The 20,869-nt window shown below is 68.9% G+C and carries 18 protein-coding genes; 11 read left to right on the top strand and 7 right to left on the bottom strand.

The window, feature by feature from the left end; all coding sequences use genetic code 11:
• The first annotated feature begins 2 nt into the window (after positions 1-2).
• On the top strand, positions 3-1,349 hold the full coding sequence (locus tag AC1DHY_RS00530; RefSeq protein WP_476879201.1) for an alpha/beta hydrolase: 1,347 nt from the start codon (positions 3-5) through the stop codon (positions 1,347-1,349).
• A complete protein-coding gene (locus tag AC1DHY_RS00525) occupies positions 1,346-3,874 on the top strand; it encodes a bifunctional lysylphosphatidylglycerol flippase/synthetase MprF (RefSeq protein WP_476903013.1) in 2,529 nt (842 codons plus the stop codon). The genes AC1DHY_RS00530 and AC1DHY_RS00525 overlap by 4 nt, the downstream gene beginning before the upstream one ends.
• Positions 3,875-4,032: 158 nt before the next feature.
• On the opposite strand, the gene AC1DHY_RS00520 is transcribed toward AC1DHY_RS00525, so the two are convergent.
• The 3 genes from AC1DHY_RS00520 to nucS all read right to left on the bottom strand — a co-directional run bounded on the left by AC1DHY_RS00520 (position 4,033) and on the right by nucS (position 6,518).
• Complete coding sequence (locus tag AC1DHY_RS00520; RefSeq protein WP_011692441.1) at positions 4,033-4,236, bottom strand: cold-shock protein; 204 nt, start codon at positions 4,234-4,236, stop codon at positions 4,033-4,035.
• Between the two features lie 306 nt (positions 4,237-4,542).
• Positions 4,543-5,781, bottom strand: a complete 1,239-nt coding sequence (locus AC1DHY_RS00515; RefSeq protein ID WP_476903012.1) for an N-acetylglucosamine-6-phosphate deacetylase — start codon at positions 5,779-5,781, stop codon at positions 4,543-4,545.
• A gap of 41 nt (positions 5,782-5,822) precedes the next feature.
• Positions 5,823-6,518, bottom strand: coding sequence for an endonuclease NucS (gene nucS / locus AC1DHY_RS00510; protein WP_476903011.1), 696 nt, complete (start codon positions 6,516-6,518; stop codon positions 5,823-5,825).
• Positions 6,519-6,605: 87 nt separating this feature from the next.
• Between nucS and AC1DHY_RS00505 the strand changes: the two genes are divergently transcribed.
• A complete protein-coding gene (locus AC1DHY_RS00505; protein ID WP_476879205.1) occupies positions 6,606-6,965 on the top strand; it encodes an ATP/GTP-binding protein in 360 nt (119 codons plus the stop codon).
• A gap of 23 nt (positions 6,966-6,988) precedes the next feature.
• Positions 6,989-7,786, top strand: coding sequence for an alpha/beta hydrolase (locus AC1DHY_RS00500; protein ID WP_476879206.1), 798 nt, complete (start codon positions 6,989-6,991; stop codon positions 7,784-7,786).
• A gap of 6 nt (positions 7,787-7,792) precedes the next feature.
• Here the strand turns inward: AC1DHY_RS00500 and AC1DHY_RS00495 are convergent, their stop codons facing one another.
• Complete coding sequence (locus tag AC1DHY_RS00495; RefSeq protein ID WP_476879211.1) at positions 7,793-8,974, bottom strand: AI-2E family transporter; 1,182 nt, start codon at positions 8,972-8,974, stop codon at positions 7,793-7,795.
• Positions 8,975-9,305: 331 nt separating this feature from the next.
• Between AC1DHY_RS00495 and AC1DHY_RS00490 the strand changes: the two genes are divergently transcribed.
• From AC1DHY_RS00490 to AC1DHY_RS00460, 7 genes are all read left to right on the top strand, one after another.
• Entirely contained in the window at positions 9,306-11,108 is a 1,803-nt protein-coding gene (locus AC1DHY_RS00490) for a hypothetical protein (RefSeq protein WP_476879207.1), read from the top strand.
• Between the two features lie 115 nt (positions 11,109-11,223).
• Complete coding sequence (locus tag AC1DHY_RS00485) at positions 11,224-12,228, top strand: co-chaperone YbbN (RefSeq protein ID WP_476903010.1); 1,005 nt, start codon at positions 11,224-11,226, stop codon at positions 12,226-12,228.
• Entirely contained in the window at positions 12,228-13,328 is a 1,101-nt protein-coding gene (locus AC1DHY_RS00480; protein ID WP_476903009.1) for an NADH:flavin oxidoreductase/NADH oxidase, read from the top strand. Before AC1DHY_RS00485 ends, AC1DHY_RS00480 begins: the two co-directional genes overlap by 1 nt.
• A gap of 130 nt (positions 13,329-13,458) precedes the next feature.
• Positions 13,459-14,232 carry an ABC transporter ATP-binding protein gene (locus tag AC1DHY_RS00475; protein WP_476879210.1) on the top strand — a complete coding sequence of 258 codons (774 nt, stop codon included), beginning with the start codon at positions 13,459-13,461 and terminating at the stop codon, positions 14,230-14,232.
• On the top strand, positions 14,214-15,785 hold the full coding sequence (locus tag AC1DHY_RS00470) for a transporter (RefSeq protein WP_476903008.1): 1,572 nt from the start codon (positions 14,214-14,216) through the stop codon (positions 15,783-15,785). Before AC1DHY_RS00475 ends, AC1DHY_RS00470 begins: the two co-directional genes overlap by 19 nt.
• Before the next feature lie 30 nt (positions 15,786-15,815).
• Positions 15,816-16,130 carry a DUF3039 domain-containing protein gene (locus AC1DHY_RS00465; protein ID WP_476880576.1) on the top strand — a complete coding sequence of 105 codons (315 nt, stop codon included), beginning with the start codon at positions 15,816-15,818 and terminating at the stop codon, positions 16,128-16,130.
• Between the two features lie 193 nt (positions 16,131-16,323).
• Positions 16,324-18,108, top strand: a complete 1,785-nt coding sequence (locus AC1DHY_RS00460) for a DEAD/DEAH box helicase (protein WP_476903007.1) — start codon at positions 16,324-16,326, stop codon at positions 18,106-18,108.
• 113 nt (positions 18,109-18,221) lie between these two features.
• Here the strand turns inward: AC1DHY_RS00460 and AC1DHY_RS00455 are convergent, their stop codons facing one another.
• Genes AC1DHY_RS00455 through AC1DHY_RS00445 form a run of 3 tightly spaced genes read right to left on the bottom strand, consistent with a single transcriptional unit; the run spans position 18,222 to position 20,621 of the window.
• Entirely contained in the window at positions 18,222-18,608 is a 387-nt protein-coding gene (locus tag AC1DHY_RS00455) for a hypothetical protein (protein WP_476903006.1), read from the bottom strand.
• A 39-nt stretch (positions 18,609-18,647) separates the two neighbouring features.
• Positions 18,648-19,292, bottom strand: coding sequence for an isochorismatase family protein (locus AC1DHY_RS00450; RefSeq protein WP_476880578.1), 645 nt, complete (start codon positions 19,290-19,292; stop codon positions 18,648-18,650).
• The gene (locus AC1DHY_RS00445; RefSeq protein WP_476903005.1) at positions 19,293-20,621 is read right to left on the bottom strand and encodes a nicotinate phosphoribosyltransferase; all 1,329 of its coding nucleotides are present in this window, start codon (positions 20,619-20,621) and stop codon (positions 19,293-19,295) included. It abuts the gene before it with no gap.
• Between the last annotated feature and the right edge of the window lie 248 nt (positions 20,622-20,869).

The raw sequence follows: 20,869 nt of genomic DNA, 5'->3' as shown, positions 1-20,869 counted from the left end.
CGGTGGGCTTCGCCGAAAGCATCCGGATCGCCGACGGTCCGGTCCTGTGGGCGGCGTGCGCCGCCGGGATCGCCGGCACGCTGTACCTGCTCAGGCCGATCGCCGGCTGGAAGCGTACCCCGGCGCTTCGTGCCGCGGCCGTTCCCGTAGCCGCGCTCGTCCTCGCTGTTGTGCTGGTGCTCGGTGTGCACTGGCTCCTCGTCTACGCCGTGCCCGTCTTCCCCGACGTGCTCCCGCCCGAGGTGCTCCTCTGGGCCGTGCCCGCGGTCGCAGCCCTGCTGTTGGCGGCCTACCGGGTCCGGACGCTGCTGCGAAGCAGCCCCCGGCCCGACCGCGCCCGGAAGGCCACCACGGTGGCGGCGGCCGCCTGCGCCGGCGTCCTCGCTCTGTCCGCCGTGCAGATCAATGCCTATTTCGGCCTGAACCACACCGTCAGCGACCTGACCGGAACGGCCGTCGCACGGATCCAGAACCTGGAGACGGACCTCAAACGGCAACCTGACGACCCTCCGGCCGTCGCACTGGCCGGCTGGAAAGCCCATGGAGCACTCCCGTCCTCCGGGCTGATCCGGAAGGCCACCATACCCGGCACCGCATCAGGCTTCGTCAGCCGTGAAGCCTATGTTTACCTGCCGCCGGCCTACCAGGCGGTCCCGCGTCCTGAGCTGCCGGTACTGGTCCTCTTCGCCGGCCAGCCCGGAGCTCCGGCGGACTGGGTCACCGGGGGAGCGCTGCGGAGCCGGATGGACCGGTTCGCCGCGGCCCACCACGGCGTAGCTCCTGTGGTGGTGGTTGTCGATCCCAACGGCAGCCCCAACGGCAACCTCCTGTGTATGGACAGCCATATCGCCCAGGCGGACACGTTCCTCTCCCGCGATGTCCCGGCCTGGATCCGCGCCACGTTCGCCGTCGCCCCCGAGCCGCGCTACTGGGCAGCCGGCGGATTCTCCTTCGGTGCCACCTGCGCCGTCCAGATGGTGACCAGGCACCCGGACATTTACAGCGCCTCCCTGGCCTTCGCCAGCGAAAAGGAACCCGCACTGGCCAAGGAGCGGCACAAAACCATCGAAGCCTCGTTTGGCGGGGACACCGTGGCGTTCGAGCGGCAGACACCCCTGCACCTGATGCAGTCACGGCGCTATGACGGCAACGCCATCTACTTCGGCGCGGGCGAGCGGGACACGCAGTTCGTTGAGTACATGGACGTCCTTGCCGACGCCGCCCGCGGGGCCGGTTTCACGGTCCAGGAGCGGCTGGTTCCCGGCACCGGCCATTCCTGGGAAGTGGCCGCCCGCGGTCTCCCGGCCGGCCTCGACTTCCTGGGCCGGCGCTGGGGGATCAACCCGTGAGAATAGGCCTTCGGCGCATCGGGCGGTACCTCCGTAAAACACCGTTCTCGCTGGCGTTCCTCGCGGCTTTCCTGGGCGCGGGCGTGGCAACCGGAAGTTTCCTGGCCGGGCCGCCGGTGTCCCTGCTGGGTGCCGCGTCCGTGAGCGCATCCGGGCTGGAAGGCGGGTTGTGGTGGAGCATGTTCACCTCTCTCTTTTTCGCCACCAACCCGCTGGCCTACCTGGCCGCGTCCGTGATGGTGCTGGGCTTGCTGGGCGCAGCGGAACGCAGGCTCGGATCAGTCCGGCTCGCGGTGTTCTTCTTCGCGGGGCAGTTTGCGGCCGTGTCACTGTTCCTGCTGTTGACCCAGCTCGCGCGGTTCGCCGGCGACAACTGGCTGGGCGGGATGGTCGACGCCCGGCTGATGGGGCCTTACGCGGCCATCCTCGCCGTCACCCTGGCCGCCGGGGCGCTCCTCCCGGCCCTGTGGCAGCGCCGGCTGCGGACCGCCGTCGTGGCCGGGTCCCTGCTCCTGGTTCTCTACATCGGCCACCCCGAAACTGTGGTGGGCCTGGCCGGAGCGCTGGTGGGGCTGATGGCCGGCTGGTGGATCCAGGGGGACAAAGGAACCCTGCACCGCCACCGCTCCACCTCGAGGGAGACCCGGAACCTCCTTGCGCTGACGGTGGCGATCTTCGCCGTGGGGCCGATGATCACCGCAACGGTCCGCAGCCCCACGGGTCCGCTGGCGCTGCTGCGGGAGATGGCGCTGAACCCGCTGCCGACCTTGGGGCAACTCGAACGCAGCTGCGGGTCCGGGGTGGACATCAGCTGCCTGGGCGCCGGGCGGGAGGGATACGCCGGGCCCCTGGGCCTGGCCCTGGCTGTGGTGCCGGTGGTGCTGCTGCTGATCTGCGCCGACGGCATGCGGCAGGGCAGGCGGCTGGCGCTGCGGATCGCGGTCCTGGTCCAGCTGGGCGTGACTGCGCTGGCAGCGGTGTACCTGGCCCTGTTTGCCCGGATCCCGCACTACGCCGCGCGTCCGCCCTCAGCAGTCATGGGTTCTCCGGTGGTGCACATCCTGCCGCTGGCGGTGGTCCCGCTGGCCCTCGCGCTGCTGCTGGTCGCCAATCGGCGCCTTTTCCGCGTCGAAACCAGCACCCGGGCACGCCGTATCCTCGGCCTGACCGTGGCGGGAACGTTCGTGGTGCTCGCCGGCGGCTATTCGGCCATATGGTTTGCCGCCGGCGGCCTGGCCCGCGACGGCGGCTGGCTGGGGCTCGCGGCCGAGCTCGCCCGGCAGTACCTGCCGCTGCCCATCCCGGGGATCTACGGCCGGGTCTTCCAGCAGCGCAACCCGGTGGAGGCCTTCCTGTTCGCCGGCTCCGGCATCATCTTCTGGGCGGTGGCACTGACAGGGGTGTGGCTGGTGCTCCTTCGGCGGCACCACGGTACTGACGCGGGATCAGCGGACCGCGGGGTGGCGCGCGGCCTCATCCGGCTGGGCGGCGACTCGCTGTCCTGGATGGCCCTGTGGGAACCTAACAAGTACTGGTTCGCACCCGAATCCCGCGGCGGCGTGGCCTACCAGCGGCACGGCAACGTGGCACTGACCGTGGCCGGCCCCTTCGGACCGGCCCGGAACCGTGACAGCACCGCCGCCAGCTTCCTGGATTTCTGTGGCGAGCACGCGCTGATTCCGTGCTTCTACTCCTGCACCGACGGGCTCTGGCCCCTGCTGGAGGGCAAGGGCTTCCGCCGGGTGGCCGTGGCGGTGGAAACCCGGCTGGCGGTCCGCGACCTGGAGTTCAAGGGCAAGGAGTGGCAGAACGTCCGGACCGCGCTGAACCGCGCGGCCAAGACCGGCGTCGGCGCGGTGTGGGGCCGCTACCGTGACTTCACGCCCGCGCAGCGGGCCCAGCTCAACGAAGTCTCCGAGGAATGGGCAGCGGGCAAGCAGGTCCCCGAAATGGGATTCACGCTGGGCAGCCTGGACGAGCTCGAGGACGACGACGTGCTGTGCTGCCTCGCTGTGGACGGGGATGGCCGGGTGCACGGCGTCACGAGCTGGCTGCCGGTCTTCGACGGTGGCGAGCTGGTGAGCTGGACGCTGGACGTGATGCGCCGGCGCGGCGACGCCTTCCCCGGTGTGATGGAATTCCTGATCGCCTCTGCGGTGCGGGAGCTGCGGGAATCCGTGGCCGTCATTTCGCTCTCCGGTTCACCGCTCGCGGGTGAGGCCGGAACTGCGCCCGTCGGAACTGCGCCCGGCGGGACGGGATCCGGGACAAGTGAGGCGAGTCCCCGCGGGAGCGACGGGCTCGCCGGAATCCTCGACGTCGTGGGCAGGGCCCTTGAACCGGTTTACGGATTCCGGTCACTGGCCACGTTCAAATCACGATTCAAGCCGGAATACCGCACCCTGTACCTGTACTACCAGGACCCGCTGCAGCTGCCGGCGATAGGGCGCGCCCTGAGCCGGGCTTACCTCCCGGACCTCTCCGTCCGCCAAAGTGCACGACTGCTCCGGACGCTGGTGCGCTAATTCGATTGCCGCCGCCAAATACAGGCACGGGATAAAGGGATTCCTGCCGGCAAAGAATGCAGCCAGCCGGGCAATATAGCAAAAAAAATGATCCCCGGCCATAATGCCGGGGATCATTTTCGGGACCGGGCTGCCAATGGTTGCCCTGCCGGGGGAGACTAGACCAGCGTCACGCCGGTTGCCTGGGGGCCCTTGGCGCCCTGGCCGATCTCGAACTGAACGCGCTGGTTCTCGTCGAGGGTCTTGAATCCGCCGGTCTGGATCTCGGAGTAGTGAACGAAGACATCGCCATCGGAGTCATCCGGGGTGATGAAGCCGAAGCCCTTTTCAGCGTTGAACCACTTGACGGTTCCCTGTGCCATTTAATTCTCCTCATTTTGGATCTAGAAGCAGCCCGGCGCACTTTGCACCGGGCCGGGTCACTCTGCGAGAAGAACCTTGGCTTCGGTCCGGTTTGAGACCGGACCTGGCGGCAGGAGCTTCACGCTCGCAACACGTCTTGCGAGCATGAAAAACACCTACACAAAGACTTGTCTAAGAATTTCATGGCACCTCCGTGAGGTCAACGGGGCCGGGACATAATTCCAGAAATTTTATCTAAAGAGTTCGTGAACTACTTCCCGGCACTGGAAACAAACCCTGGAGAGCGCCGGCGCCGCAAAGACGGATTAGGAAAGCGGGGCCAGCCATTCCCCGCGGCGCATTACCCGGGAAAGGTGAAGTCCGGAATTTACGACGACGGCGTCCGCCCTCAGTCCGCGGCGTAATGAGCCGAGCTCGGCCGCCAGGCCGAGGACCGCGGCGGGAACCGCTGTGGCCGAGGTGACGGCATCTGCCAGGGGTACGCCGGCAGCCACGGTGCGCCGCACGACCTCGAGCAGTGTGGCGGTCCCGCCGGCGAGGGCGTCGCCCCGGTCCAGGCGGGCGCTTCCGCCGGTAACGGTAACTGCGGCCCTGCCCAGGCTGTAGTGGCCGTCGGGCAGGCCCGCGGCGGCCATGGAATCGGTCACCAGGGCGATGTTCGCCGCGCCGGCCAGCTGGAATACGGTGGCCACCACGGCGGGGTCCAGATGCACGCCGTCGGCAATCAGTTCGAGTACCGCCCCGCCCGAGGCCGCACTCCGCAGGCACGCCGCCACCGGCCCCGGCGCCCGGTGGTGCAGGGGCGGCATGCCGTTAAAGAGGTGGGTGACAGTGGGCCTCGTGCCGCGGGACCCTTCCCGCCTGCCCCGGGATTCCAGGGCGACACCTGCCGCGTGGAGGGCCGCCGTGGCTGTCGCGTCGTCGCAGTCCGTGTGCCCGAGAGAGGGAACCACGGCATGCGAGGCCAGCGTTGCCACCAGGTCCTCCGCCCCCGGGAGTTCCGGCGCAAAAGTCATCGAGGCTAGTGTGCCGCGGGCGGCCTGCAGCAGCCCGGCGAGGAGCTCCGGATCGGGCTCGCGGAGGTGGGCCGGATCCTGTGCCCCGCAGCGGGCCGCGGCGAGGAACGGGCCTTCAAGGTGGATTCCGGCCAGCAGGCCCCCTTCCGTCAGTGCGGCGTGCAGCGCCAGTCCCCGCAACAAGGAGCCGGGTGCGGCGGTGACCAGGCTTGCCAGGAGCGTGGTGGTCCCGGACCGGTGCAGGAAGTCGATGGCCTGCCGCGCCTGGTCCTCGGTGCCGGCCGGGAAGTCACCGCCGTGCGCGCCGTGGCAGTGCAGGTCAACCAGTCCGGGAAGAATGAAGTCTCCGGGACCGAGACGGAATTCAGGCGCGTCACCGAAGCCGGCGGCGGCGCCGTCGAACCCCGAAGCCGGTCCGGCGTAAGCGATCCTGTCGGCCTCCACGGCGACGGCGGCGTCGGAGAGCACGGCACCGTCGCTGACCATGGTGCCGAACAGGAGCTGCCGGCCGGCCGGAACATGGTTCATGGTCAGAGTCTAAGGTGCACCCGGCTGCAGGGTCAGCGGGCCTAGAAGAGCCGGGACTCGCTGTCGTCCACGCCGCGCATGGCGTCGTAGTCCAGGGTCACGCAGTCGATGCCCCGGTCATTGGCCAGCACTTTGGCCTGGGGCTTGATCTGCTGGGCGGCGAAAATGCCGCGCACGGGGGCCAGCAGGGGATCGCGGTTCAGCAGTTCGAGGTAGCGGGTGAGCTGCTCGACGCCGTCGATATCACCGCGGCGCTTGAGCTCGATGGCAACAGTGGCGCCGGTGGCGTCGCGGGCCAGGATGTCCACCGGGCCGATGGCCGTGAAGTACTCGCGGCGGATCAGCGAGAAGCCTGCGCCGAGGGTCTCGATCTGCTCGGCCAACAGCCGCTGCAGGTCTGCCTCAACGCCGTCCTTGATCAGGCCGGGATCCAGGCCAAGTTCATGGGACGTGTCGTGCAGCTGCTCGTGGATGTTGATGATGAGCCGGTCGTCGGTCTTCGCGGACTGCACAGTCCACTGCTCGACGACGCCGACCTCGACGTCCACCTCGTCCGGCGTGGACACCCGCAGGTTCGCCGGGGGACTCATCCAGTTCAGCGGCTTGTAGGAACCGCCGTCAGAGTGGACTAGGACCGAGCCGTCGGCCTTGACCACCAGGAGCCGGGTGGCCAGGGGGAGATGGGCTTTGAGCCGGCCGACATAATCAACGGAGCAACGGGCTATGACTAAACGCACCCGGTCAACACTACCGTCTGTTGCCCCGCATGCGGGTGCCTGCGGGCCCGTTGCCCGGCGGGCACGGCTCTGGGGCAGAATGGAGCTATGCCCCGTTCCAACCGACCCCGCCGAGCCGTGTCCGGGAAAGCTGCCTCCGGGAGGGGCGCCGCAAAGGCCGGCAAGCACGCCGCGGGTCCGGCGCCGGAACTGGATCTGGAACGCGCCCGCACCGGGATAGCCCGGCGGGAGAGCGCCCCGGACGGGGAATGGATGGTCCGCTCGATCTCGGCCGGGCGGGCGGAAAAGACCTATATCTGCCCGGGATGTTCCACGGCCGTGCTGCCGGGCATCGCGCACCTTGTGGTCTGGTCCGAGGACCATATCTTTGGTGCCGCGGCCGGCCTGGCCGAACGCCGGCACTGGCATTCGAACTGCTGGACCTCGCGCAGCTACAAGTACCGCTGAGCGGCTTCGCTAAGCTGGAGGGCATGACTTTCGACCCCGCGTCCTACGTGTTCAGCCAGCCTTCCGCGCCCACCGCAATCCGTGCCTCCACCGTGCTTCCGGCGCGCCGCGAGAATGTTGAACTCCGCACCGCGGACGGGCACCGGCTGGTCGGCGAACTCGCTGTGCCGGAGTCGGGGGAGATCAAGGCAACGCTGATCACCCTGCACCCGCTGCCCACGCATGGCGGATTCATGGATTCGCACGTCTACCGCAAGGCCTCCTACCGGCTCCCGGCGCTGGCCGGCATTGCAGTCCTCCGGTTCAACACCCGCGGAACCTCCTCGCCGCGCGGAACCAGCCAGGGGCAGTTCGAGGAAGGCATCGGCGAACGGCTGGACGTCGAGGCTGCGGTCCGTTTCGCCGTCGACCGCGGCCTGCCCAACCGCTGGCTGGTGGGGTGGTCGTTCGGGACCGAGCTCGCCCTGATGTACGGCGCCGCGGAACCAGTGGCCGCCGAAATTGAGGGCGCCATCCTGCTCTCGCCCCCGCTGCACCGGGCTACCGACGTCCACCTTAAGGAGTGGGCAGCCTTTGGCAAGCCGCTGAAGGTGCTGGTCCCCGAGCACGACGACTATCTGCAGCCGGATGCCGCGGCGCAGCGCTTCGCCCTGGTGCCGCATGCCGACGTCGTGGGCGTCGACGGCGCCAAACACCTCTGGGTAGGCGAGAAGTACGCCGGCCGGGTGCTCAACGAGATCGTGGACCGGGTGCTACCCGGGGGAGCGGCGACGGCGCTGCCCGAGGAATGGGACGGCCCGGTCGCCACCGCCCACGCCTGAGCGGGGTTAGTGCTTGTCCTGCCGGACGATGAAGATCTCCTTGACCAGCAGCATGATCGCTGCGGCCGTGGGAATGGCGATCAGGGCACCGAGCACGCCGAGCAGGCTGCCACCGGCGATGACCGAGATGACGGCGACTGCGCCGGGCACGGCAACGGCCTTCTGCATAATGCGCGGGGAGATGAAGTACGCCTCGAACTGCAGGTAGGCGAAGTAGCAGATCGCGTAGACCACGGCCGTCTGCCAGCCCGCCGTGAGGGCAATCAGGGTGACCAGGACACCGGCGATCATGCCGCCGACCAGCGGGATAAAGGCCAGTAGGGCCACAACGAAGGCCAGCAGGACCGCAAACGGAACGCCAACGATGGACATCACGATGAAAGCGAAGGTCGCATTCAGCAGGGCGACACAGACCTGGCCGATGACGTAGTTGCCGACCGAGCCGGTGATTTCCTCCGACAGCGCCTCCACCCTGGCCCGGCGGGACCGCGGAGCCAGCCGGTAGCCCCACTTCTTCATGGACGGCATGGCCGAAAGGAAGTAAAGGCTGAGGACCAGCACGATCAGGGCACCGAACAGGCCGTTGGCCACTGTGGAACCGAAGCCGACCACTCCGCCGAAGATCCCGCCCATGGCCTCCGGGTTGTTGACGAACTTTTCGAGCTCCTGCGAGATCCGGTCCCGGACGCCGAACTGGCTGTCGAGGGAGCGGAAGAAGTCCGAGTCGATGAAGTCCTGGATCCAGTGCGGCGCCTGCTGCACAATCTGGGTCACCTGCTGGACGATCGTGGGGATCAGCGTGGCAAAGAACCCGGCGACGGCCAGGGCCAGGACGGCGACGGAGATCAGGATTCCGACCGGCCGCGGGACCTTCTTGCTTTCCAGCCAGCGCACCACGGGGTCCAGGCCGAGCGAAATGAACAGCGCGGTGACAATCCAGAGGAGCAGTTGCGTGGTGTTGGAACCGATCCAGTAGACCAGCAGTGCCGCGCCGACGCCGACGGTGCCCATGAACCCGACGTACAGGGGGTGCTGGGCCGACAGTCGGGGCCCCGGATCACCAAAGCGGGCCGTAGATTCCATGTCCGACCCGGCCAGCACGTCTTCGTCCTGCTCCGGCGGCATCTCGAACCGCAGCCGGGGCTGTGCGCCGGGCAGCGGCTGGCGCAGGCGGCGGGCCATCGACATCAGGATGCCTGCAGCGGCCGCCCGGGGGCTGGAAAGCGTGGGAGTGGGCTCAAGCGGCGCCTGTGGCTGGCTGCCGGATTCCTGGCCTTCGGTGTGTCCGGCGGGGGACGACCCGGTGGATTCAGTCACTGCGTTGAATGCCCTTTTTGTCGGTAAATTCCCTGCAAAACCGCGGTTGCGGGCCGGGTGTGATGATCACCGCAAACACTATCAGCAGCCTTGCGAACTCGCGGGTTTCGGGCGCCCGGCGACGCGGGACCGGGGCTTGACAACGCCGCCGATCTGACTCGCAGGTAACAAAACGGTTACTCTTAAATCTACGTGTCCGCTGATGATAGGTAATATTTTGCGTTTCAAGACTGCAGTTGCACTTGTGCTGCTCGGCCTCCTGACACTGCTGGCCGGAATAGGCCAGAAGACGGTGTGGGCTCCGGCCGACACTTTCACCGCCACCGCGCCGACGGACGGCAAGGCCGCTCCGTTGACCGTCTTCGACCAGAAGCTGCGCACCCTGCACGGCGGCACGGTGAAGATCCATGTCAAGGGCGAAGGCAACTTTATGCTTGCCGCCGGCCGGCCGGATGACGTCGATGCGTGGGTCGGCAAGACCGCGCACAACACTGTCTCGGGAGTCTCCAGCGACGGCAAGTCGCTGCAGCTTGACCACACCGACGGCGACGCCGCCGCGCCCTCGCCGGCCGGCTCAGACCTGTGGGTGACCACGGAGAACGCCAGCGGCGACCTCGATTACACCTGGACGGCCCCGGCCGACGGTGACTGGTCCCTCCTGCTGGCCGCGGACGGCAAGAAGCCGGCTCCCGCCTCGGTCTCCATGACGTTCCCCAATGACACCTCCACACCGTGGGCCATCCCGCTGATGGTCCTCGGCGGGCTCCTGATCATCGCCGGCGGGGCGCTGCTGGTGCTCAAGCCGGGGCAGCGCAAGTCCGACGACGGCGGGTCCGCCACCGGCGGCCGCCGCAAGGAAAGCCTCTTCGCACGCCGGGCCCGGGCGCAGGCTGAGGCCCGTGCCGGGGCACGCGACGCCGGTGCGACCCCCGGTGAGACTTCCGCGCCCAAGGGCGCCGTGGAACGCGTAGCGGCCGGCGCCCCGGCCCGCCGCCGGTCAGCCGCGGCGGTAGCCCTGCTCACCGCCGCGGCCGTGGCGGGAACGGGCGTTGCCGCGCAGGCCAGCCAGACTCCGTCTCCGGCACCAAGCAGCTCCTCCTCCGCGTCCGCCGCGGCTCCCGATGCACCGGTCCTGCTGGACGCGCAGTTCCGCCGCATCCTGGAGCAGGTCTCCAGCGCCGTGGATGCCGGCGACGCCGCGAAGGACGCCGACAAGCTCGCCTCGCGGGTTGGGGCTACCGAACTTGAGGTGCGCAAACAGAACTACAAGATCCGCTCCAAGGTGGGCAGCTACGAATCGCGTATGCCGGTGCGGGCCACCAAGCTTCTCACCACCGTGGTCAGCAACAAGCGTGACTGGCCGCGTTCCGTCCTGGCTGTCACGCAGGGCGACGGCAACGTGGTCCCGCAGCTGCTGACCCTCGTGCAGGCCTCGCCACGGGAGAACTACAAGCTGGTCGGCGCGACCCCGCTGCAGCCCGGCACCACGTTCCCGGGCATCAACCGCGGGGGTACCGAAACGCTGGCCGCATCGGACAAGTCCGGCCTGCTGTACAGCGGTCAGGAAGCCCTGTCCGGCCTGGGCGACCGGCTGACCAAGGCCGACTCGGCGTTCAAGGACAAGCTCTCCGAGGGCCAGTCGTCGCCGTACATCGCGGACACGCTGGCGTACCAGAAGGACGTGGTGAAGTCCGGCGCCAACGGCAACTTCTCCTTCAGCCACAAGGTGGTGCCCGAGGACACCGTGGTGTTCCGGACGGCCGACGGCGGTGCCCTGGTCCTGGGGCGGTTGGACTTCGCCTTCGACGGCACGCCGAAGAACTCCGGTGACAAGCTGACGATCGGGAACGACGCGGCAGCCCTGGCCGGCGGCAAGGAAACCAGCACCGGAATGGTCCTGAACTTCGCCGAAGCCGTGGCCGTCTACGTGCCGCCGACCGGCTCGAAGGATTCGATGAAGCTGGTCGCCGCCACCCGCGGCCTGGTGGGCGCGAAATTCAAGTAGTCCCCACAGGGACCTGACTGCCCGGCACCACCAGCCGGCAAACCACCCAGCAACGACCGGGCCGCCTCCGCGGCCCGGTCGTTGCTGCATGGGGCGGAGTGGATAGAGTGGAGCCATGACTTCGCCAGCTTCCCGTCCGGTCCCGCCGGCGGCCGCCAGCCCGCTCAACCTGCGGGGCGCCGTCGACCTCTCCTCCCTCAAACAGCGCCCCGCGCCGCCCGCGGGTGGCCGCCCGCCGGCCACCGGAAGCGGGGCAACCGGTGCGGACACCGCGGAGGGCGGTGGTCCGGCCGGAGCGCCGCTTCGCGTGGACGTCACGGAGACCAACTTCCAGGAACTCGTGGACCTTTCCGCGCAGGTTCCCGTGGTGATTGCGCTGTGGGCTGCCTACTCGCCGGGCTCATCGCAGGTTGTGGACGTGCTGGAGCAGATCGTCGAAAGCTACGAGGGCCGGCTGGTCCTCGGCGCCGCAGACATCGAGGCGTTTCCCCAGCTTGCGCAGGCCTTCCAGGTGCAGGCCGTTCCGACCGCCGTCGCCGTGGTCAAGGGCCAGCCCGTGCCGTTGTTCCAGGGCGGTGCCGAGGAACAGCAGGTGCGCAGTCTCTTCGACGAACTGCTTAAGGTTGCGGCCGCCAACGGGGTGACCGGCAGGATCGGCGCCGGCGGCCCCGGGGCCGCCGAGGCGGAGGCGCCGCCGCTGCCCCCGCTGCACCAGAAAGCGTTTGATGCCATCGAGGCCGGTGACTACGACGGCGCCGCCGCCGCGTACCGGCAGGCGCTGACGGAGATGCCGGCCGACGCCGAGGCGAAGGCCGGGCTGGCCCAGGTGGAGCTGATGGGCCGCCTGCAGGCGCTCTCCGCGGACGAAACGGACGCGCTGCGCGGCCGCGCCGCCACGGAGCCGGACAACCTGCAGTCCCAGCTCGCCGTCGCGGACCTCGACATCGCCGGGGGTCACGTTGAGGACGGCCTCGGCAGGATTGTGGCGTTCATCGGCCGGAACTTCGGGCCGGAACGCGAGACTGCCCGGGTGCGCCTGCTGGAGCTCTTCGACGTCGTGGGAACCACCGACGAACGGGTCGCCAAGGCCCGGCAGAACCTCGCGCGGGTGCTGTTCTGATGGGGTCCGCACTCTTCACCCCGCTGGACCTGCGCTCCCTGCGCCTGGAACACCGCGGCTGGGTCTCGCCGATGTGCCAGTACAGCTGCGACCCGGACACCGGCGAGGGCGTGCCCAACGACTGGCACCTGATGCACCTGGGGTCCTTCGCCACCGGCGGGGCCGCCCTCATCTTGACGGAGGCGGCCGCCGTGAACGCCGCCGGCCGGATCAGTCCCCGCGACGCGGGACTCTACAACGATGCCCAGGCCGAGGGCTGGGAACGGATTGTGGCCTTTGTGCACAGGAACGGCTCCGCCAACGCCAAGATCGGCACGCAGCTGGCGCACGCAGGCCGCAAGGCGTCCAGCTACTGGCCGTTCTCGGGGAAGGCCGGCACGGTCCCGGCTTCTGAGGGCGGCTGGGACACCGTGGGGCCCGGCACCGGCGCCTTCGACGGCTACGCCCCGCCGTCGGCCATGACAACCGAAGAGATCGACGGCGTGATCGCCGACTTCACCGCCGCCGCGGTCCGCGCCGTAGACGCCGGCTTCGACACCATCGAACTGCACGGCGCCCACGGTTACCTGCTGCACCAGTTCCAAAGCCCGCTGGTCAACGACCGGACGGACCACTGGGGCGGCGACGAGGACGGCCGCAACCGCCTCACCCTCGCCGTGGTCGATGCCGTGCGGGCGGTCATCCCTGACTCCATGCCGTTGCTCCTCCGGATCTCCGCGTCCGACTGGGCGGAGGGCGGCATCGACGCCGAAGCGTCGGTGCGGCTGGCCCGCGCCGCCGGGGAACACGGCGTCGACCTTGTGGACGTCTCCAGCGGCGGCGCCGTCGCCCATCAGTCCATCCCGGTAGGCCCCGGCTACCAGACCGGATTCAGCGCCCGGATCCGGCGCGAAGCAGGGGTCCGCACAGGCACCGTGGGGCTCCTGACCTCCGCGGGCCAGGCCGAACACGCCGTCGCGACCGGGCAGGCGGACGGGGTGTTCATCGCCCGGGCCGCGCTGCGGGATCCGCACTGGTGGCTGCGCGCCGCGTTCGAACTGGGCCACGACCTTGCCTGGCCGCCGCAGTACGAGCGGGCCATCCCGCGGCACTCTTTCTAGGCCCGCCCGGACCCCGTCAGGCTGCCCGCGCCGCCCCAGCATTCCGGCGCGGGTAGTCCGAAGGGATGAGCCTGCGAAGTACTACTTCCGGAGGACCCGCGGCGGCGGCGCCGGCGGTTAGTCTAACGACATGACTTTCCAGACGCCGCCCGTCCCGGCGCTGGCCCTGCGCGGGCTGGCCAAACGCTTCGGCACGAAGATCGCCGTCGACGGCATCAGCCTCGACGTTCCGGCCGGCTCCTTCTACGGCATTGTGGGCCCCAACGGCGCCGGGAAAACCACCACACTGTCAATGGCCACCGGCCTGCTCCGCCCGGACTTCGGTACCGCGCTGGTGCACGGCACGGATGTCTGGCAGCACCCGCACGCGGCAAAGAAGCTGATGGGGGTGCTTCCGGACGGGGTCCGGCTCTTTGACCGCCTGACCGGCGAACAACTGGTGACCTATGCCGGACTGCTGCGCGGTATGCCGCGGGACGTGGTGGCTTCCCGTGTGGCGGACCTGCTGGCCGCGCTGGACCTGGAACAGGACGGGCGCACCCTCGTCGTGGACTATTCCGCCGGTATGACTAAAAAAATCGCCCTCGCCTCCGCCCTGGTCCACGCGCCGAGGCTCCTGGTGCTGGACGAGCCGTTCGAATCGGTGGACCCTGTTTCCGCCGCCAACATCCGTGACATCCTGGACCGCTATGTCGCATCCGGCGGCACGGTGATCGTCTCCAGCCACGTGATGGACCTTGTGCAGCGGATGTGCGACCACGTCGCCGTCGTGGCCGGCGGGCGGGTACTGGCCGCCGGCACCACCGAGGAGGTGCGGGCCGGGCAATCACTGGAGGACCGCTTCGTGCAGCTGGTCGGCGGCCGCAGCCGGACGGAGGGACTCGAGTGGTTGCGCACCTTCTAAGGCTCAAACTCACCCTGCTGCGCAACGGACTGCGGCGCAGCCCGTGGCAGCTGGTGGGGCTTGGTATCGGGGTGCTCTACGCCCTGGGCATCGTCGCGCTGGGCGTCACCGGCCTGCTGCTCCTGCGCGGGGCCGACGCCGGGACCGCCCAGACGGTGGTGGTGCTTGGCGGTGCCGCCGCGGTGCTGGGCTGGGGCATCATTCCCATCGTGGCGTCGGCGGCGGACATGACGCTGGACCCGGCCAGGTTCACCACGTTCGCTGTGCCAATGCCGCAATTGCTGGCCGGACTGGCAGTTGCGGGCCTGATCGGCATCCCGGGCGCGGCCACGACGCTGGTGGCCCTGGCCACCGTAGGCACCTGGTCCCGCAGCGTCCCGGCTGCCGCCGGTGCCCTTGCCGGTGCGGTCCTCGGTGTGCTGACGTGCGTGGTGCTCTCCAAGGTGGTCACCGCCGCCACGGCCGGCCTGGCCAGTTCGCGGCGCTTCAAGGATGTCAGCGCGATCGCTTTCCTCATCCCGCTGGTGCTGATGGGGCCGATCGTGGCCGGCATCGCCCGGGGGATCGCGGGCTCCGCCGGCTTTATGGCCGAGCTCGCGGCGTTCGTGGCGTGGACCCCGGCCGGGGCAGCCTGGGCCGTGGGCGGCGAGTTCGCCGCCGGAAACACCGGGGCGGCCGTCCTCAAGCTGCTGATCGCAGTGCTCTCCCTGGCCGTCCTGGCCCTGTGCTGGAAGGCGCTGCTGCAGCGGGCCCTTGTCACGCCGCCCTACGCTGGCACCGCCAAGAAGAAAGCGTCCGGGACCGGTCTCTTCGCCCTGGTGCCGGCTACCCCCACCGGGGCTATCGTGGCACGCTCGCTCAGTTACTGGCTGCGCGACCCCCGGTACGCCGGATCCATGGTGGTGGTGCCGCTCCTGCCGGTGCTGCTCTGGTTCCAGGCCAGCCAGACCGGGGTGTACGGCATGTTCCAGCTCGTGGGGCCGCTGACGGCATTCCTGCTGGCCTGGGCCATCTCCTCGGATGTTTCCTACGACAGCACCGCCTTTGCCCTCCACGTCTCCGCCGGAGTGCGCGGACTGCACGACAGGCTGGGCCGGGCTATGGCGTGCCTGGTGTTTGCCTTGCCCGTGGTGCTGGTGTTCAGTGTCCTGCCGATGTTTGTGACCGGCGCGTGGGCCCTGCTGCCCGGGATCCTCGGCCTCGCGCTGGGTGTGCTCTTCACCGGGCTGGGGCTCTCCTCGGTGGTCTCGGCACGGTACACCGTGCCCGTGCCACTTCCCGGGGACAGCCCCTTTAAGAAGCCGCCGGGCAACGTGGCGCAAACCCTCGCGGTGCAGTTTGGCGGCATGGCCGTCCTCCTGCTGCTGGTGAGCCCGGAGGTTGTGCTGGTGGTCCTGCAGTTCACCGCAGGAAGCACGCTCCCCGGCTGGATTTGCCTTGCCCTTGGGCCGGCCCTGGGCCTCGCGCTGTTCGCTGCCGGGGTGCGGCTGGGCGGCCGGTGGTTCGATTACCGGGCCCCGGAACTGCTTGCGCAAGTGTCCGTTGACCGCTGAGGGGAAGCTAAGATGGATGACATGACGAGCATGACGGATCCCATCAAGAGTGCCTTGGACGATGACCCGATGCGTGAGCTCTCCGGAGCCGGGACGTCGACGGCCACCATTGAGCGCGAGGAACTGCGCCAGGAAGTCGAGCCCGGCGACCGGGAACGCTTCTCGCACTACGTGCGCAAGGAAAAAATCATGGAGTCCGCTCTCTCGGGTGAACCCGTCATCGCGCTCTGCGGTAAAGTCTGGACCCCGGGCCGGGACCCGAAAAAGTTCCCGGTCTGCCCCGAGTGCAAAGAGGTCTACGAAGGCCTGCGCCCGGGCGGCGACGGCGGCGACTCCGGGAAGTAGGGCTACGACAGAAGGCCTCCGCGCGGCGGCTTCACAGCGCCGTGGGACGGGCCGCTGCCGCGTGCCCCCCGCGGCCGGATAGGCGTTCCGTTGCCGTCCTGATATCCGGTTCATCCGAAAAAAGATTGGTGTTTTTGTGCTTACTTGGGTTTCTCCGGAACCGGCTGCCGTGCGCGGACGGGAGGGCTCCTAAGTGACGGAGACACTCTTCGGCGGACCCGTGCTGCCGCCCGCGTATCCCGAGCGGGCCGCGTGGGGTACCGCCCCGAAACTGCGTGCCTGGCAGCAGGAGGCACTGGACAGCTACTTCGGCGCCAGCCCCAAGGACTTCCTGGCAGTCGCTACCCCCGGTGCCGGTAAGACAACTTTCGCCCTCCGTGTGGCCTCGATGCTCATCGAGGCCGGTGTGGTTAACCGGGTGACGATCGTGGCCCCGACGGACCACCTGAAACGCCAGTGGGCAGATGCCGCCGCGAAGGTTGGCATCGCCATTGACCCGAACTTCAAAAACGCCGACGGCCAGCACGGCCGCGGCTTCATCGGCGTCGCCGTCACCTATGCTCAGGTCGCCAGCAAGCCGATGCTGCACCGGGCCAAAACCGAGGCCGCGCGCACGCTGGTGATCCTCGACGAAATCCACCACGGCGGTGAGGCGCTCTCCTGGGGCGATGGCCTGCGCGAGGCCTTCGACCCGGCCGCCCGGCGCCTGTCCCTGACCGGTACCCCGTTCCGCTCCGACACGTCGCCCATCCCGTTTGTCGAGTACACCGAGGACCGCGACGGCATCCGCCGCTCCAAAGCCGATTACACCTACGGCTACGGCAAAGCCCTGCGGGACCACGTGGTCCGGCCGGTGATGTTTATGGCGTACTCCGGCCAGATGCGCTGGCGGACCAGCGCCGGCGACGAAATGGCCGCCTCGCTCGGTGAGTCGGCGGTGACCAAGGACATCACCTCCCAGGCCTGGCGGACGGCGCTCAACCCCGCCGGCGAATGGATCCCCGCGGTCCTCGCCGGAGCGGACAAACGCCTCAGCGAGGTGCGCCGCACCGTGCCCGACGCCGGCGGCCTGGTCATTGCCACCGATCACGACGACGCGCGTGCGTACGCCGGCCAGCTGAAGCGGATCACCGGGGAGTCGCCCACCGTCATCCTCTCCGACGACGCCAAGGCCTCGAACAAGATCGAGGAATTCTCCGCCGGCGACAAGCGCTGGATGGTCGCGGTCCGTATGGTTTCCGAAGGTGTTGACGTGCCGCGGCTGTCCGTAGGTGTCTATGCGACTTCGACGTCCACACCGCTGTTCTTCGCCCAGGCCGTGGGCCGTTTTGTGCGTGCGCGCAAGCGCGGCGAAACGGCGTCGGTCTTCCTGCCGTCCGTGCCGCAGCTGATGGCGCTGGCGAACTCCATGGAGGCCGAGCGCGACCACGCACTGGACCGGCCCGAGAAGGAAGACGGCGACGGGCTCTTCAACCCCGAAGATTCGCTGATGGACGAGGCCAACCGCGAGGAAAAGGCCTCGGACACGCTGATGAAGGGCAAATTCGAGGCCCTCGACTCGCAGGCGTCCTTTGACCGGGTGCTGTTCGACGGCGGCGAATTCGGGACCGGCGGCGAGGTGGGCTCCGAAGACGAGCTGGACTTCCTGGGCATCCCCGGCCTGCTCGATGCAGAGCAGGTGGGCACCCTGCTCCGCCAGCGCCAGCACGATCAACTCAACCGCAAGAACAAGCGCGCCCCGCAGCCGGAGGCGGCCCGCGAGGCACCAGCCCTCCCGGACCACAGGATGCTGATGGACCTGCGCACCGAGCTGGCCAAGAACGTCGCGGCCTGGTCCGCGCGGACCGGGACACCGCACGGGGTCATCCACACCAAACTGCGGACGGTGTGCGGCGGCCCGGCCGTGGCCCAGGCCAACGAGGAGCAGTTGCAGACCCGGCTCCGGAAGCTCCAGGACTGGTTCATCGGCCGCAAGTAGGTCCCCCCGGCGGGACTGTGCAGCCGGACGGTGGTGCGGGCACGAAAAAGGGACCGGGGGACCGGTCCCTTTTTCGTGCAGTGTTGGCGCTGGTGATGGCGCCGCGGCTCCGGCTACTGGCCCGCGCCGCAAACCTTGCTGTAGGCCTGGCCGGCGGCCGAGTAGTCGGCCTTCATGGTGTCCAGTTTGGCGGTGTCCGGCGTCGGCTTCGCCGCTTCGTCGAAGTATTCGATGATGGTCTGCAGCGGATCCCGCAGGTCATCGGAGGCCGCCGCCTCGATGGGCCGGAGCTGGTTCGCGACCTTGTTCATGCCGGCCTTGTCCGACGAGGCGGACTGGGCGGAGACGACGGTCTTGACCCGGGCGCAGGTTTCTTGGTTGGTCAGCTGCGGGGAGGCCGTGCAGGCGGCTGCGCCGAGCAGGGTCCCGGCAGCGATCAGGACGGTCAGGGTCTTCTTCATGGTGTACTCCGGGATTTTACGGTCCGACGTTACTGGCAAGGATTCCGAGTCTACTGTGCGGCCGGGGCCGCTGCGATCTCAGCTAAGGTCCACGCCGCCGAGCTCCATTTCGGCGAACGCGTCATCGAGGTCATCGGCGATCCCGACGGTGAGCCCGCGAAGGACGGTGACTGAGTAGCCGGCCTGCACGGCGTCCAGGGCGGTGGCCTTCACACAATGGTCGGTGGCGATCCCCACGACCACCACCTCCTCGACATCGTGGCTCTGCAGCCAGTCATCCAGGCCTATGGCGTCCTCATCCGCCGCGAAAGTGTCCGCATCAACGGCGCCGGCCACGGGCAGGGAGCCGGGGGTGCGGTCGCCGGTGGGGACGGCGTCGTCCGGCGCGAGGAGCCCCTCAAAGCCCGAGTAGGCCGCGGTGAACTGTCCCTTACGGAAATAGGCCTCGACGTACTCGGTGTCCAGGTCCGGATGCAGCTCGGCGCCACGGGTGCCCGCGACGCAATGCGGCGGCCAGCTGCCGAGGAAATCGGGCTGCTCGGAGAAATGGGCCCCCGGCTCGATGTGCCAGTCCTGGGTGGCGACGACGTGGTCGAACTGCCCGTGGTGGGCGTCAACGTATTCGCTGATCTCCGCGGCCAGGGCCGCCCCGCCGTCCACCGGCAGTGTCCCGCCCTCGCAGAAATCGTTCTGGACGTCAACGATGATCAGGGCGCGGGACATTCAGTCCTCCTCGTAGATGGTGGGGATGGCGGCGTCGCCGCGCTGCAGGCGGTTGACCACGGCCGGCAGCTCCTTCATGCTGTCGGCGTGCCGCTGACGGGCGCGGACCACCCCGTCGGGGCCCGTCCAGCCAGGCAGGAGCTCGCCGTTCTTGATGAACTGCTGCAGCAGTTGCCGGTCGTTGCCGTCGTCGTCCGGCCGGTGCCCGATGCCGACGATCTCCTGGGTGGCGGTGCCACGGTCGTTCAGGCGGCGCAGCGCATACTTGCGGCCGCCCTTGCTGGTTTTGTTCTTGGCGGCCTTCGCAACGGGCACAAACGTGCCGTCGTCGTCTGTGCGGCTGACCAGCTTGTAGACCATGCTCGCCGTCGGCGCACCGGAGCCGGTGACCAGCGAGGTGCCGACGCCGTAGGAGTCCACGGGGGCGGACTGGAGCGCGGCGATGGCGAACTCGTCGAGGTCCGAGGTGACGATGATCCTGGTGTTTTCGTTGCCGAGCCCGTCAAGCAGCTGCCGGACCCACTGGGCCTGCGCCACGAGGTCGCCGGAGTCCAGCCGGACAGCGCCGAGTTTGTCGCCTGCGAGTTCGACGGCGGTACGGACCGCGGTTTCGACGTCGTACGTATCCACCAGCAGCGCCGTCCCGGCGCCCATCGAGGCAAGCTGGGCTTCAAACGCCTCGCGTTCGGTGTCGTGCAGCAGGGTGAAGGAGTGCGCTGCGGTGCCCACCGTCTTGATCCCGTAGCGCCGCCCGGCCTCGAGGTTGGAGGTGCTGTCAAAGCCGGCGATCACTGCCGCGCGGGCGGCCGCGACGGCGGACTCCTCCTGGGTCCGCCGGGAGCCCATCTCGACGCAGGGGCGGGATCCCGCGGCCGTGATCATGCGGGAGGCTGCCGACGCGATCGCGCTGTCATGGTTGAGGATCGAGAGGATGTACGTCTCGAGGATGCAGGCCTCGGCGAAGGTGGACTCGACGATCAGGATGGGGGAGTTGGGGAAGTAGGCCTCACCTTCCGCGTAGCCCCAGATGTCGCCGGAAAAGGAGAAGTTTGCCAGGTACTCGAGGGTTTCCTCGTTGACCACCTTGGTGCGGCGCAGGTAGTCGATCTCGGCATCGCCGAAGCGGAATCCGGCGATCCCCTCCAGCAGCCGTCCGGTGCCGGCCACAATGCCGTAGCGCCGGCCGTCCGGCAGCCGCCGGGCAAACGCCTCGAACACGGACTTGCGGTGCGCGGCTCCCGAATGCAGTGCGGCCTGCAGCATGGTCAGCTCGTAGTGGTCGGTGTACAGAGACGTGCGGGGATGGTCCCAGCCAGCTGAGGTACTCACAAAATTACTCTAGTCCCCACCGGCTCCCTCGTCTCGCTCCGCTTCGCCGCGGGGCCCTCGCCGGTGTGGGCCCACCCACCGGCTCCCTCGTCTCGCTCCGCTTCGCCGTGGGGCCCTAGCCGGTGTGGGCCCACCCACCGGCTCCCTCGTCTCGCTCCGCTTCGCCGTGGGGCCCTAGCCGGTGTGGGCCCACCCACCGGCTCCCTCGTCTCGCTCCGCTTCGCCGCGGGGCCCTCGCCGGTGTGGGC

It is taken from the genome of Arthrobacter sp. 05L44 (assembly GCF_056397605.1).
The sequence above is the reverse complement of the archived record's forward strand: the minus strand, read 5'-3'. Positions and strand labels throughout refer to the sequence as shown.

What these genes read in the sequence shown, in the direction of transcription:
- AC1DHY_RS00500 (WP_476879206.1), top strand. Translation starts at nt 6,989, where the DNA reads ATGACTTTCGACCCCGCGTCCTACGTGTTCAGCCAGCCTTCCGCGCCC.
- AC1DHY_RS00515 (WP_476903012.1), bottom strand. Translation starts at nt 5,781, where the DNA reads ATGAACCATGTTCCGGCCGGCCGGCAGCTCCTGTTCGGCACCATGGTC.
- AC1DHY_RS00490 (WP_476879207.1), top strand. Translation starts at nt 9,306, where the DNA reads ATGATAGGTAATATTTTGCGTTTCAAGACTGCAGTTGCACTTGTGCTG.
- AC1DHY_RS00465 (WP_476880576.1), top strand. Translation starts at nt 15,816, where the DNA reads ATGACGGATCCCATCAAGAGTGCCTTGGACGATGACCCGATGCGTGAG.
- AC1DHY_RS00480 (WP_476903009.1), top strand. Translation starts at nt 12,228, where the DNA reads ATGGGGTCCGCACTCTTCACCCCGCTGGACCTGCGCTCCCTGCGCCTG.
- AC1DHY_RS00485 (WP_476903010.1), top strand. Translation starts at nt 11,224, where the DNA reads ATGACTTCGCCAGCTTCCCGTCCGGTCCCGCCGGCGGCCGCCAGCCCG.
- AC1DHY_RS00505 (WP_476879205.1), top strand. Translation starts at nt 6,606, where the DNA reads ATGCCCCGTTCCAACCGACCCCGCCGAGCCGTGTCCGGGAAAGCTGCC.
- AC1DHY_RS00520 (WP_011692441.1), bottom strand. Translation starts at nt 4,236, where the DNA reads ATGGCACAGGGAACCGTCAAGTGGTTCAACGCTGAAAAGGGCTTCGGC.
- AC1DHY_RS00495 (WP_476879211.1), bottom strand. Translation starts at nt 8,974, where the DNA reads ATGTCGATGGCCCGCCGCCTGCGCCAGCCGCTGCCCGGCGCACAGCCC.
- AC1DHY_RS00450 (WP_476880578.1), bottom strand. Translation starts at nt 19,292, where the DNA reads ATGTCCCGCGCCCTGATCATCGTTGACGTCCAGAACGATTTCTGCGAG.
- AC1DHY_RS00475 (WP_476879210.1), top strand. Translation starts at nt 13,459, where the DNA reads ATGACTTTCCAGACGCCGCCCGTCCCGGCGCTGGCCCTGCGCGGGCTG.